The following is a 14,261-nucleotide window of genomic DNA, read 5'->3' as shown; positions in this document are numbered from 1 at the left end:
AAAATTAAATAATTTTCGCTTCGTCTGCCCACTCCCGCACAGTTGAGTATGTCTCAAACAAGTTGTTTAGACGCAGATTGAGACCACTCAACCACTGCGCTTTGAATTAAATAGATATGGCTGAACAGAATTTAAAATGTTTTTGCCCAACCTCTGTCTTTTTATGGACTGGACTTTTTGCCCAGCCTCTTTTTATCCAATTTTCTACTTGTTCCTATCGGAATGATTTAGGGGACACCCCTAATACCCTGTTCAAAAATAAAAATAAAAGGAGGATTTATATGACAAATAGGTATAGAAATGAAAGAATTGAAATCAAATTAACCAAGGAAGAAAAAGAACTTTTTATGAAAAAGCTTGAACTCAGTAAATCAAAATCAATGGCTCATTTTATTAGGAAAAGTGTTCTTGAAGCCCCTATATTTGTAATTGATATGAATATTTTTAAAAGGCTACAAACTCTTATAGTGAAAAACTCTAACAACCTTAATCAGATTGCAAAGAGGTTAAATATTACCGGAATAATCTATAGAGAAGATATTAAAGATCTAAAAAAAGAGAATGATGATATCTCAAGGGAAATAATTAAAATTCAAAATATCCTGACAAGAAAATATACAAATAGGACTGATTAATATAGCTATTAATAAATATAACCTATGAAATCAATCCTCTAATTTCCTATAATTTAATTTTATTAATGTGTCTTTTAATAGATATTAAGTACGTCAGAATGGTGTCAAGGCTAGTAATTATACAAATAAAACTAATATTACCATATAAAAACCCTATGCTCCACCTAAAAGACTTTCTTTTAGCTTGCCGAATATTCCCTTTTTTCTAACCTGCTCTTGCTTATCTTCTGCTTGATTTACCCTAGTTTCTTTATCCTCTAGATTTTGACTTATCGTGTTATCAATATATAAACATATTTTTTCCTCTATTTCTTCTGTTGACAGATAATCTAGAAGGTAGCTCCCACCTATAAGATTAGCATATCTAATAATAGCTTGAAATTCTTCCCTAGATAAACTACCATTAACCTCTTTATATTCAAGCATAGGTCTTAATACACCTTTTAATATATTAGTGTTGCTAGTAAAATTGCTAGACAACAGGGTATGAACATTTGTTGTAAAATCACCTCTAAATACTTCAATTAAATAATAAGGATTTTTAATATTATCCTCATCGTATATTAATTCTCCAATCCACCAATATCTTGATATGGTATTCATAAGTAATGCTCTTCTATTAGATGAGCCACCCGTTAAAAAATACCTGTTACCTATCTGTTTTTCTTCTTTTGATGGTCTACTTGACCACCTTTCTTTCATAAAATTCCAAAACACAGAATGTGTCAAGCCTGTCCAAAGTCTTTCATCAGCTGCCTCAGATTTTGTTAAGAATTTCAAATTGCTATGAAGTATTCTAACATTCTCCATATCAGAAGACCCCACATCCTTTGGGTCAACTAATAGCTCAAAATCATCTACTGTCTTCTTATACTCTAAAAAGGGATTTTCATATTGATTCATTATCCATTGGTTACTTTCATTACTATAGTTTTCAATATTATGAGCTATATTATTCTTTAAATCTTCTAATATCTCTTGTCTCATATAATATAGTTTCATTTAATTTTCCTCCTGATCTGCTTCATATATTTTATCTAAAGCATCCTTTGTGGGGTAATCTAATAAAATCTGAGCTAATTCGTAAGGTGATTTTGCACTAAATAAATTGCTGTCTAAATTAATTCCTAGTTCCTTCATCCTAACTTCTAAAGCCTGGAACCATCTACGATCTGAATATTGTTCAAAATCATTTCCTGAGTCTTCTTTTAACTCATATAAAACATAGATTAATGCTGGTAGTACAATCATACTATGTAAAATTCTAAGTCTATTGTGGTTTCTACTAGCATATGTGTACATTTCATAGGTTTCATTGGATACCATTATTTGTATCCTATCTCCCTCTAGATTTACCTTTGTTTCTTTTTCTAAATCTGCTACCTGGGCAATTCTAATTATAGATGATAATTGTTTTAAATCATCCTTATCTTTAATAATTGAAATAATAGCTCTATTACCTATGGCTAAATACTGTCCTTTGTTTATGCTAAATGAAAATCCATCAAATATAGGATCAAATGAGCCATCATTATAATTTAAAATATTTTCCTTTGCTATTATAAATGGGGAAAATTCAACTTTGCCATCTAAGTTAAAGGAATCAATTTTAATATCTATTTTTGGTGAATCACTTGTAAAAACCTCCCTAAAAGAAGTCTTAGAACACTCTACATGAATGATATACTCAGCTTTGTTTTCCTTGATTAGGTTCTCTAGCCCACGATTTTTAATATTTAGTTCAATTTCAAATAGATATTCTTTGCCCAGGGTTTTATCTTCTAAAGACTTTATTTTAAATTCACTATTTTGATAATCATTTGTATAAGGTGCTAAAACAGGATATGGATGGTATCTTTCTTTAAGTTGCATAAATTACCACCTCCATAGATAATTGCTCAATAATATCTGGCTGAAAATCGATAATATATTCATTATCCTTTGCTATATCCCCTAGGGAAATTCTCTTGTTCTTTATTTCCAAATCTTTATTATTAGTTCTATCTACTGCATTTTTTATTCCTATATTTAGCCTGGTTCTCTTGTCTTCACCAACTGCTGATACAAGTAATTCTGCTTCTTCTAAATCATGACGACTTTTTAAAACCATCCGGTACTTAGAACTACTTATTTGAAACATTCTAATATTAAAATAGTTTGTAGCAATCCTTTGTCTTCCCACACCTTTTCTACCATCCCTGTAGGTTGATTTACCCCCACCTTGTCCAGGACCTTGAGGGTCAAACTCACCCTCCCCAGGTTCTTCACCATATACTGGCATTTCTTTATTTTGTGATTCATCTTCAATCTTTATATTGACTTTAGATTCTGTGTTTTCATTTGTTAATGATTCATCTTTACCTTTACTTCCTAAAAGGTCATCCTCTAAGTCAGGTAATAGTATACCAAGGTCGCCTACATCTGTTTCATCTAGGGTAGTTTCCTTAGCCAATCTATTAAGTTCCTCTCTAATTTGTTTAATAAGGCTTAATCTAGTTTCATTAGCCTGTCTAATTTCTTTTGGATTTTCTGAAAATTGATCTGCCTTCCAAGCATCATGTTCAGGAGTCTCCATCTTTCTAAAATAGTCATTTATTTTCTTATCTTGCAAGATACAAATTCCTGAAAAAGGTATCCCTCTAGGAAATCTATCCTGCTCAAATACCTTCATTCCATTGATTCTAGACATTAGCACCCTGCGACTTGTTAGTTCATTATCTACCAACAAATAAACTTTGAACTTCCCAAGATGACCACCACCACTAGCATCAAGTGAAAAGCTATTAACAATTGTTTCTTCAGATGTTAATACCTTGTAAAATTCTAAAGAATTTCTATTCCTTCCAGACTTATTATAATCCAGCTTGTTTTCAACTATATCCTCTAAGGTTGATTTGTTTATTAAGATATCTCCCACTTTTACTTCTAGTCTCCCATTATAAATAGCTATTAGAAAACTATCTATAACAGAATAAACTATTGATTCAGCCCAATCATCCTGCTCTATAAATCCAATGATATATATGTCAGTCCCTGTTCTTTGTCCTCTATCAAAATTTGGGTCTAGCTTTAACTGACTAAATATAGGTAGGTTCTTGCTACCAAGACCATAGTAGCCTTCACCGTCTTTTTCCTTTCCATCTACATCCATAAAGTTTATGACTTCTGTAACACCCTGACTGGCCTCTATACCATCTTCATCATATGTGTTATAGAAAACAGTACGTAGGTTTGAGCAGGCAAAGGCTGCATATTTCCCAATACCAAAGCTTCCTCCTGCCTCCCCTCCCTTATTAGATATACCTGCTGCCTTGATTAAATCATTCCAAGCAGTATCCTTTTCCTCTTTAGATCCTGTTAATCCAGTTGTGTTAAAGTCACTTATTCTTAAAACGCTTATTTTCTCTCTAGCTAAGATTTCATTGCTGTAGGCAAAAAAATCCTTTACCTTTCCAGATCCATTTTTACTGGTTTCATAGCATTGATTGAATACTTCTATATATCTTTCATGGCCTGGAATATCTTTTTTATCAATTTCAATATGCTGAAAATCAATTTTTACTGTTTCCTTATCTTTTTTTATTGCATCTAAAGAGTTTTGACAAATCTCCTTAGCTAAATGCCTATACCTGTCCCCTCTAAATGTTTCCACTCCCGAATCCGATATCCCCTGTCTTCTCCCATAATTATAGGGTGAAAAATTCCATCCTATAGTCATCTGAATATCTCCTTTCTACAGTAAAAGGCCCGGGATAGTATCCCTTGGGCTTTTAAATGTCAATTATCCCTTATTTAAGATTTTTAATGCCTACTAATTCTTACCCTTACCTTTATTTATTCCAGTATAATCAGCTCTTAAATAAATTTTTAAGTCACCTGTCTTTAATCCATACTCTTTCAATATTTTTATTAAAAGGTTTCTAATAGAATTTGCACTTTGGTTTGTTTCAACATATATTTTATTTGCAACTCTTTTAGGATTTCGCATTCCTTTTGATTTACTAGAAAAATATTTTTTCTTTTTCCCATTCATATGTTCACGTTCTTCAAATCCTATAATCTTTTCTTCATCAACTTCTATTAAGTTTTCGCAAACCTTAATCAACATTTCTTGCCATGTTTTTACTCTTATGAGCCTATCATCAATCAGTTTAAAGCCATATGGTCTTTTATGAGTAAAGTTCTCATATAGGCTGTATTCTATATTATTGTCTATTGTATATTGATCATAGTCTGGTATTTCCTTTTCTTCATCAACTTCTTTTTTGCCTTCCAATTCCAAATCTTCTATATCCAAAATATCGATAACTTCTTTCAGCTTTTTTTCATAAGTTTCCATTTCCTCCGCCAACTTTGAATAGTAGGGTAACTTATCATACTGTTTTTCTGAAAAAGATTCATTAACTTTTTCCCCAATAGTTTCAACGGTATCATCAATAACCATTCTTAGAAGCTCAAGGCCTTCAATTATATCTATAGCCTTGTCAGGAAATTCATTCTTAATATTGCTTAGAAGCTCTTTATAGCCCATAATATTTCCTCCCTTTTAAATTTCAAACAGATAGTCTATTGTTGATTTTATCAATAGTAGAAATAATATCTTTGGCAAGGTCTATATTGTTTTCAAATAATTTAATTACCCCACCTTTTTTATTGAAGGGAAATTCTTGTAAAACTTCTTTTTCAATGGAACCATTTTTAACAATATAATCAATAATATTATTAACAAAGTTTATCTGATCAGAGTTTAATTTTTCATCTGACAGGAATTTTGAAAACTCTCTTTTAGCAGCCTCTTTATCCATACCTGTAATGCTGGCAACCAATTTCAAAAGGGGTTTATCACCATAAACTTTATGATAAGAGTCCCTATCTCCTAATTCTTCAAACAAGATTTTTTCAAAGTATTTGATATCTTCTTTAGTGATTTCTTCATTATTTCTAAGTTTATAAATAGGCAGATCATCCCTATATTTCTTAAAATAGGATACTACTTTTTCTCTATAGGAGTCTAAATCATTAACATCATATATTGGACTGCCTTCCCTAACTCCTATAACTTCGTCTTTAAAGTCTGTATAGTAGATTCCTTGTCTTTCCCTATCTATTAGCTTTATAAGCTCTCTTAAAGCCTTTCGAACCCTTTCATAATCAAAGAGATCTGCATCTTCCCAAAATTCCTCTTCCTGTATTTCATAGATTAGGTCTTTATTCTTTTGTACTTGTCCTACAGAACCTTTTTTCTCCAAATCATTAGCAGTCTTTTTGACCCTGCTCTTTGGCTTAGAATATGGTTTTTTCTCAAGATAAGCATATTGTATGGTGTACATTAAATAGTCAAATCTCTTAGCTAATTCATCGTCATCTGTAGATATTATAAGAGGTGAAACTTCATCTTTAAGCTTTTTCACATCAATTTCCTCTAGACTTTCAAAAGCTCTTTTATCTGAATATCTATCTATTAGATGTAACCTCATCCTTGCATTAAATCTATCAGTGTTTATTCCTTTAATTAAAAGACTTATATTGTCTATTAACTCATTTCTATATTCTATAAATTCATCTTCCTGATAGTCTAAATGCTCTAAAGCTTTTATAAGATCAACCTTTATATTGAATAAATTTTCTGTTAGGGATCTTTGAAGACCACCTTCATGACCTCTCTTATTTATTTCAAAAAACTCAAAGTTATAGTAGTAGTCAAAGATTAAGAACTTTTCCTTGTCAAGTCCTGGTCCAAATAGATCTTCACATAGCCTAGTTCCCCTACCAATCATCTGCCAAAACTTGGCCTTAGACCTTACTTTTTTAAAGAATACTAGGTTTACAAGTTCAGGAATATCTATTCCTGTATCCAGCATATCAACAGATACTGCTATTTGAGGATAAGAATCCTTGTTCTTGAATTTATCTATAAGATTATCTACATAATTAATTTTATGATAAATAGCCTGGGCGAAATCTCCCCTGTATTCAGGATATAGGGCATTGAATCTTTCAACTATAAAGTCAGCATGACCTTGGTTGGCTGCAAAGATTATAGTCTTGCCTAACTTATCTCTACCTTCTACCTTTATTCCCTTTTCCATTAAATCCTTTATAACTAAATCTACTGTATCTATATTAAAAAGACTTTTGTTTACCATTTCACTAGGAATATCTTCAAAAGAATCAAAGGTACTTTCAAACTCTTCCTTTTCTTCCTCTGATAAGTCCTTATATCTTATGCCTTCCTTCATAATCTTGGTTTCAGATACCTGAGGCAATTCATAATTGACTAGATATCCATCATCTATAGCCTCTTTCAAATCATAGGCAAAGGTTGGATTGCCTTCTTCCAGTTCGAAAATCCTATAGGTATTCCTATCAATTTCATCTACAGGGGTAGCAGTCAACCCTAAAAGCCTAGCATCAAAATAGGCAAATATATCTTGATATTTCTTATAGATAGACCTATGGCTTTCATCTAGGATTATCAAATCAAAGTGTCCGTTGGTGAAAATCCTCTTTCCATCAGTCCCCTTTTTTTCATCTATGGCATTCATTATGGTTGGATAGGTGGAAAATACCATTCTACTATTAACATCATCTTTATTGTCCAAAAGATTACATAAGGAAAGCTCTGGCAAATGTTCATTAAAACTCTCCTTGGCTTGTTTGACTAGAGCTGTTCTGTCTGCTAAGAAGAGAATATTCTTGGCCCAGTTATTCCTAACCATAAGATCAACTATAGAAGCAGCTGTCCTTGTTTTTCCACTTCCTGTGGCCATTACTAAAAGTGCCTTCCTATGGCCAGCTTCATAGCTTTCTAAGGTTCTTGTTATGGCCTCTTTTTGATAGTCTCTATTGGTTATTTCATCTCTTATATCAGGATTTTTCATGGTATTTCTATTGTTTTTCATAAAGTTTAAGGACTCTAAATCCTTCTTACTGTAGATCCCTGAAATCTTTCTTTCAGGATAATCCTTATCATCCCAAATATAATAATCTATACCATTGGTATAAAATATTACAGGTCTAACGCCTGTTTCTATTTCTAGGGCATCTGCATACATTTCTGCCTGTACCTTGCCTAATTTAGGACTATTACTAGTTCTTTTTGATTCTACTACAGCCAAGGGTTTACCATTATCCCCATATAGGACATAATCAATAAAACCAATACCTGAAGCATTGGCCATATGGGAAACTGGCACTTCTTCAAGGCAATTCTTTCCTAATTCCCAGCCCTTTAATTCTAGATCAAGGTCTATGTATGCTTTCCTAGTCTCTTCTTCAGATAGGCTATCTATCCTGTAGTTTCTAGTTTTTTCATGATTTTTTCTGGTCTTTTTATTTTCCTCTCTAAGCCTTTGGTTTTCCTTGATTAACTCTTCTAGGCTCTTATCCTTTTTAGATAGTATTTCAAAGAATTCTTCCTGCTCTTTGACTGTCTTTTTTATCTTATCATTATATCCTAAAAGCCCTTCATCAAATTGTCTTTCTTCAAAATCCTCCGAATAACAATAGTCTATAAAATGAGTTAGATTAAATAAATTTCTTAAGGAAAGTATAGCCTGATTCCTATCCACACTCATATTAGTATGGGCTGCCTTATTGCCTAATTCCCTGGTGTAATCAAGGGCCTTATATAGCTCTATTCCAACTACATTTTTAAAATCAGTCCCATTTATAAGGGCAGCAAAGGTATCGTTATAGGGAAGGTTTAATGCCTCATCATTGATATATATCCATCTTACAGCTAACTCCATAGCCCTACGGGTAAAGGTTGCAGATGCTGAATAAGATATATGCATGAGTTTTTCAGCCTCTATACAGGCATCTACAAAAGATTCATATTTACTTTCTTTCTTTAGATAAGAAAAATTAGAATTCATGAGTCTACCTCCTAGTTAAATAGTTGACCTTTAAAGGCTCTATCCATTATGGACTTATAGTTTTCATCTAGTAATTCTAAAGATTCCTCCAATAGTTCTTTTTGTTTTTCTATAATTTGTACTTTTTGGGCAAATTCGTTTTGTAGGGATAGGGGAGGAATGCTTATTTTTATTGACTTAATATCACTATCTTTTACTGCTGGATAGCTTGCTCCTTCTGCTATCTTTACTAAATAACCTGTAAATCTCTTGTTTTTTACTACATTAAATATATATTTATTATTTACCAAACTTTCATTTACGCGAATAATACAAAAGCCAGTAGAGCCTATTGCAGTGTTTTCTGTATACATGTCAAAAATTGCAATATTTTTTAGGTTTGGTCTTACTGTTGAAAATAGTATATCCCCATGGTTCAATATTCTTTTTGCTCTACTTGGTGCATTTTTTATATTAAAATTGTTATATGTTTCAATAGAATTATTGTTATTATTTATAGATCCTATATCAATATAGGAAATATCATCTTTAAAGTCTTTTTTAATATTGCTTACATTGTTTAATAATACTTCTTCTAATTCCTTAACCGCCCAACCCTTTTCATTCCTTACCGGATCACCAAACATAGTGTAAAATATAGATTCTATTAACTGGTCTAGGGCTTTTATTTGTTCCTTTCTTTTGTCTATAAGAGCTTGTGCTTGGTCTAGAAATTTGACTATCTTTTCTTGGATTTCCATAGGTGGTAATATTAAATCTATTTCTTTTATATGACTTGGACCAAAATTCAACTGAGCCGATCCTGTAATCAATCTTTGCAATTGGTCTTTAAAAAATATAGTTTTTAAAAAATAAGAAAAATAATTTATATCAAGCTTTTGGGGATTCAAGGATTTAAATCTCATAGTACTAGTATTCATACATAAAGGTAAGTGACTTTTTTTTACAAAAGCCATCTTTTCATGGAAATATGAAATTTGAATACCTGAACAAGCTATTATCAAATCACCTTCATCTACCAAAAAGTGACTGTATCTTCCATATGCTTCTTCTTCAGATATATATCTATCAGTTAAACTCAAATCTAATTTTCCTTCTTGTAAGTTTCCAACATTTAAGAGTTTTACACCCTCATTAGTATATTGTTTTTTTCTCACTCCTGGACCTTCTTGAAAAAAAGTCAGCTCACTTATTTTTGCTACTTCCCATGAGTTTAATTTTGCTATATCTTTTAATCTCATCTATTTCACCAACTTCGCTATTTCATCTAAGCCTAAAAGTATATCTTCCTCTAATCCTCTTATCTTTTCTATGATCACTTCAGGTTCTTCATATTCTACTTCTTCATAGACTATTTCCTTATATCTATTTATAGAAAGATCATAACCATTTTCCCTTATTTCCTCTACTGGGACTAAGAAAGATTTTTCTGTTCTTTGTCTTTCTTTTTCATTTTCTAGCTTGTGAAATCTTTCTATTATATCTTCTATGTCATTGTCCTTTACTTTTTCCCTCTTATCATCTAGGGATAGGCCATCTGCTTCCATATCATAGAACCAAACCTTATCTGTTCCACCTATACCTGTTTTAGTAAAGAGTAGTATAGCTGTAGATACTCCTGTATAAGGCTTAAATACCCCTGAAGGCATGGATATAACTCCCTCTAGTTTATGGTTGTCTATTATCTCTTTTCTCAAAGATTTATGGGCATTGCTAGCTCCAAAAAGGACTCCATCTGGAACTATTACTCCAGCCCTTCCACCACTTTTTAAAAGCTCTAGAATAAGTCCTATAAATAATAGTTCTGTTTTTCCTGTGTTAGTAATTCTAGTTAAGTCATCAGCTACTGCCTCTTTGTCCAAGCTACCCTTGAAAGGTGGATTGGCTAGTACTAAGGTATATTTTTCTCTTTCCTTATTGGATTTGGAAAGAGAGTCCACATAGTGGATTTGGGGATTTTCCACATCATGAAGGAGCATATTCATAGTTCCTATTCTTAACATGGTAGTATCTATCTCATTTCCGTTAAACATTTCATTATTAAAGTGCTCTTTTAGCTGCTCTGATGTAAATATTTCATTTTCATAATTTTTCTTTAAATAATCTGCAACAGAAATTAAAAATCCTGCTGTCCCGGCCGCTGGATCTATGATTATATCGCTAGGTGTAGGTTTCACAAGTTCAACCATCATATCTATAATATGTCTTGGTGTTCTAAACTGTCCATTCTTCCCTGCAGTAGTCAATTTACTAAGCATATACTCATATAGATCTCCCAAGTCTTTTAAGGGAAGATCATCCATAAGTTCATCTATATTAGTAACAACTGTTTCTAGCATTCTAGGTGTAGGAATGGTAAAGATCGCATCTTCCATAAATCTAGCAAATGATGAATCTGCATTGCCATTCAATTTCTTTATAAAAGGGAAGACTTCAGTAGATACGACCTTATACATTTTTTCTGAGTCAAAGTGTTTAAAGTTAGACCATCTTAAATCTTCATTATTCTTGTCAAATATTACTTTAGGCTTTATACCTAGAATACTAGCCTCTTTTTCTGAGTTTAACTGCTTATCATCTAATGATTTTATAAATAGCAAATAGGTAAACTGTTCTATAACTGTTAAAGGGTTAGTAATACCGCCTGTCCAAAAACTATCCCAAATTCTATCGATTTTATTCCTTATTTCTCCTGTTATCATCTATACACTCACTCCTATATCTATAATGGTTTATCTAGGTAATAAAGTTAAACTAACTGATTTTATAAAAACTTTTTATATTAATTTGTATCTAAATAATTTGATTCTATTTCTTTAATAATAGCATCTTTAAGGTTTGTTTTAGTAATTTTCAAACTGCCTTCTGTGCCAAGTCTTACGATTTTAGGGAAACCTTCTTCCCTCTCCATTCTAGCTATAACGCTTGAATATTCCCCTTTATCTTTTGTTGAATGAGGTATTGGTCCTGCAAATATCAGCCTCACTGAAGTATCATATTGGAACCTATTAAAATTATAAGTCTTAAACTCATTATATCCTTTTACTATTTTTACTCTATTAACATCTATACTTAAGTCTTTAAAAATTTGATAGACAATATTATCTTTAATACTCAAATCTCCTAAGACATAAATATCCCCATTAGGCTGGAAGTTATCTATCTCTGGAGTCAGCTCCTCAAGCCCTATTGATTTTAGATAACTTCTCAACTCACTAATCGATCTAGCACCAATAATTCTTTTCATTACTATTTTTGTTGCGTCAGATGCAACGTCAATTTTTAATTCGTTATCCAGAAGCATTATATACCTCCTTCAAACATATTTAATCTCTCTTCTATTATTTCATCGGTCCTTTTCTTGATTGCCTTAAATTCAGAATTCAATAGTACGAATTGATTACCAATTTCGATTTGTTTTTCCATACTAATTTTTGGAATCTTAATCCTTTCAAGGTCTCTAATGCTAATTGTCTTCATAATAGAACCCTTAACATATTTCTCTATTTCTCTTAAACCTATCCTACTTTGTAAGTAGGCAGTGAGGAAATCTTTGTTTATTTTATTTTCATCAATTTCTAAAAAAAATAAATTTCCATTCGCTAACACATTAGTCTTCAGTTTACCAACCGAACCTATTTTAAAAGGTGATAATCTAGAAACAATAACTGAATTATCTTTCAGAAAATATCGCTCATAAGATTCGTTTAAATTCTTTAGGTATGGTAAATTTCCATCTAATATTCCATCTTGAAAATTTTGTAACATTAAATATTGATAATCTGTTGGTTGAACTGAAGTCATTTCTTCTAGGTCTTTTTTACTAATGGTGTGACCCCTGTTAATTGATTTTACTACATCCTTTAATATAATGCTTTCTTCAAATGGAAACTCTTCTACGGTATATCTTAATGGATCAAGGGTAAAATCTTCATCTATAAGTTTTGTGGAATCTACTGTCTTACTAATATTCGAATCCTTATCTAATGATTTTACAATTTTTTTAATATGTTCTTTTTCTAACACATGCCTATATTTAATATCTGAATAAAGTTTACTTGCATCAACAAATTTTATACTTTCATTATTATGGCTAAATATAACTAGATATATAGGAATAGCAGTATAAGCTAATAAGTTGCTAGGTAATGCTATAACAGCCTCAACCTTACCTTTATCAATTAATATCTTCCTTACATCTTGATGATTATCGCTATATAAAGGATTGCCATTCATAAGCATTACGAATTTTTCATATTCTGTGTTTTCAATGATATCTAATGCAAAAACCCAAGATGAGTCAATAGATTTAATATGATTTTTGTAAATGGATTTATCAAATTTTAATTTTAAAACTTCCTCCAATTTTTTTCCTGACATTTTTAGCCCCATAGGCATGTTCATAAAAACCTTATTGGCATTAAATTTATTTAAATCATAAGTAAATACATCCTTATGCATGATTTTTTCTATTGGTATATTAAATAAATCTAGTAATAAACATGATAGGATATAATTATCTGGATTGATTTCAATCCCAGAGATACTAGATGTTTTGGATGCTTCCAGCAATGTTGTTCCTATCCCTGAACCTACATCTAATAATGAGTCTTCTTTTTCTAAGGTCAAAAGTTCTAAGGATAGATCAATAATTGACTTTACTGTAGTATTTTCCCCTCCACCTCTCCTGCCAGCATATTCAGAAAGTCCACCTATGATTTCAATAATTTCATCTAGTGAGAAGTCTTTAAGATTATTAAACTGTTCTATATAATTATTTTCTTCTTCATAAACAGCTTTCAAATTATATTTAATATTTTCATCTTCAATTTTGTCTAGGATTTTATTAAACGAGTCAGTTTTTAACTTTCTACTTAAATAATAATTAATTACAAATTCATAAATATAATTTCCTGAACTTACTTTTTCTCTTAGAATGTTTATTACTTCATTAACATTTTTACTTCCCATACAATTCCCTCCTAATTTTAGTTAAATGGAATAACCTTTTGATTATGGTTTAACTATACCATAACGCAAAATAATTGTCCATGGTTTATTTAAACCATTTTTATTTTGTCTTTTAGAAATAAGCAAATAGAATTATATTTACTAGTATATCAATATTTATTTTAAACCTGTTACGGTAGATCTCCGTTTCAGCTTATATCTACTTTTGAAAATGAGGTATTTTTATTCTCCCCCTAATATCAATATAACTCTATCAATCTAACTAATCTCTATATAGTTAGGTTGTCATTTTAAAAAGTCTAGACTTTTCCTTTTTGCCATTCTAGAATTATCAAAACCACCATTCTTGACTTGTCCTTTTAACAAGTCTGAAAGTATAAATGCAAAAATCAGCGAGTATTTTAATCCTTGCTGATTCTAACTTTTGTCCTATTGTCTTGTATCTCCACTAACTAGGTCAACCCCCACTGAAACATTAAAATACCTTTTTAGCACTTTCCGCTTGTTATTTTGGTCATCTTCCTCAAAAGCAAAATAGTCATGAAAGAGCTTGAATCTCAGGATTTCTACATATTTTCCCTTTGTATCAACGCTATAGTTTCCACATGAAGGGTGTGGTGGAACTCATGAATTAAATACGTATTTCAATTTAATTGCTAGAGCTAGAGAATTATATGGCTTTGAACGAGGTAGAGAATTAGTACAAGCAGTGTTAGTTGAAGTGGTACACCCATCAGACTTTCATAACTTTGCTTTCAGTGAAGTGAATAATGAGACA

General features: G+C 31.3%; 10 protein-coding genes. 1 reads left to right on the top strand and 9 read right to left on the bottom strand.

Annotation, left to right across the window (positions count from 1 at the left end; all coding sequences use genetic code 11):
• The first annotated feature begins 281 nt into the window (after positions 1-281).
• Positions 282-635 (top strand): plasmid mobilization protein, encoded by a 354-nt coding sequence (mobC, locus tag HMPREF2811_RS10735; protein WP_071409318.1) that lies wholly within the window; start codon positions 282-284, stop codon positions 633-635.
• A 153-nt stretch (positions 636-788) separates the two neighbouring features.
• Here the strand turns inward: mobC and HMPREF2811_RS10730 are convergent, their stop codons facing one another.
• From HMPREF2811_RS10730 to HMPREF2811_RS10690, 9 genes are all read right to left on the bottom strand, one after another.
• Positions 789-1,637, bottom strand: coding sequence for a DUF6339 family protein (locus HMPREF2811_RS10730; RefSeq protein ID WP_071409317.1), 849 nt, complete (start codon positions 1,635-1,637; stop codon positions 789-791).
• Positions 1,638-2,507 (bottom strand): hypothetical protein, encoded by an 870-nt coding sequence (locus tag HMPREF2811_RS10725; protein WP_071409316.1) that lies wholly within the window; start codon positions 2,505-2,507, stop codon positions 1,638-1,640.
• The gene (locus HMPREF2811_RS10720) at positions 2,497-4,353 is read right to left on the bottom strand and encodes a hypothetical protein (protein WP_071409315.1); all 1,857 of its coding nucleotides are present in this window, start codon (positions 4,351-4,353) and stop codon (positions 2,497-2,499) included. The genes HMPREF2811_RS10725 and HMPREF2811_RS10720 overlap by 11 nt, the downstream gene beginning before the upstream one ends.
• Before the next feature lie 93 nt (positions 4,354-4,446).
• Positions 4,447-5,166, bottom strand: a complete 720-nt coding sequence (locus HMPREF2811_RS10715; protein ID WP_071409314.1) for a hypothetical protein — start codon at positions 5,164-5,166, stop codon at positions 4,447-4,449.
• Positions 5,167-5,188: 22 nt separating this feature from the next.
• Positions 5,189-8,512 (bottom strand): DEAD/DEAH box helicase family protein, encoded by a 3,324-nt coding sequence (locus HMPREF2811_RS10710; protein ID WP_071409313.1) that lies wholly within the window; start codon positions 8,510-8,512, stop codon positions 5,189-5,191.
• 11 nt (positions 8,513-8,523) lie between these two features.
• Positions 8,524-9,753, bottom strand: a complete 1,230-nt coding sequence (locus HMPREF2811_RS10705; RefSeq protein WP_071409312.1) for a restriction endonuclease subunit S — start codon at positions 9,751-9,753, stop codon at positions 8,524-8,526.
• The gene (locus HMPREF2811_RS10700; RefSeq protein ID WP_071409311.1) at positions 9,754-11,214 is read right to left on the bottom strand and encodes a type I restriction-modification system subunit M; all 1,461 of its coding nucleotides are present in this window, start codon (positions 11,212-11,214) and stop codon (positions 9,754-9,756) included.
• An 80-nt stretch (positions 11,215-11,294) separates the two neighbouring features.
• Positions 11,295-11,816, bottom strand: a complete 522-nt coding sequence (locus HMPREF2811_RS10695) for a hypothetical protein (RefSeq protein WP_071409310.1) — start codon at positions 11,814-11,816, stop codon at positions 11,295-11,297.
• On the bottom strand, positions 11,816-13,483 hold the full coding sequence (locus HMPREF2811_RS10690) for an N-6 DNA methylase (protein WP_071409309.1): 1,668 nt from the start codon (positions 13,481-13,483) through the stop codon (positions 11,816-11,818). The genes HMPREF2811_RS10695 and HMPREF2811_RS10690 overlap by 1 nt, the downstream gene beginning before the upstream one ends.
• Positions 13,484-14,261: the final 778 nt, after the last annotated feature.

Source organism: Globicatella sp. HMSC072A10, assembly GCF_001811625.1.
GTDB lineage: Bacteria > Bacillota > Bacilli > Lactobacillales > Aerococcaceae > Globicatella > Globicatella sanguinis.
The sequence above is the reverse complement of the archived record's forward strand: the minus strand, read 5'-3'. Positions and strand labels throughout refer to the sequence as shown.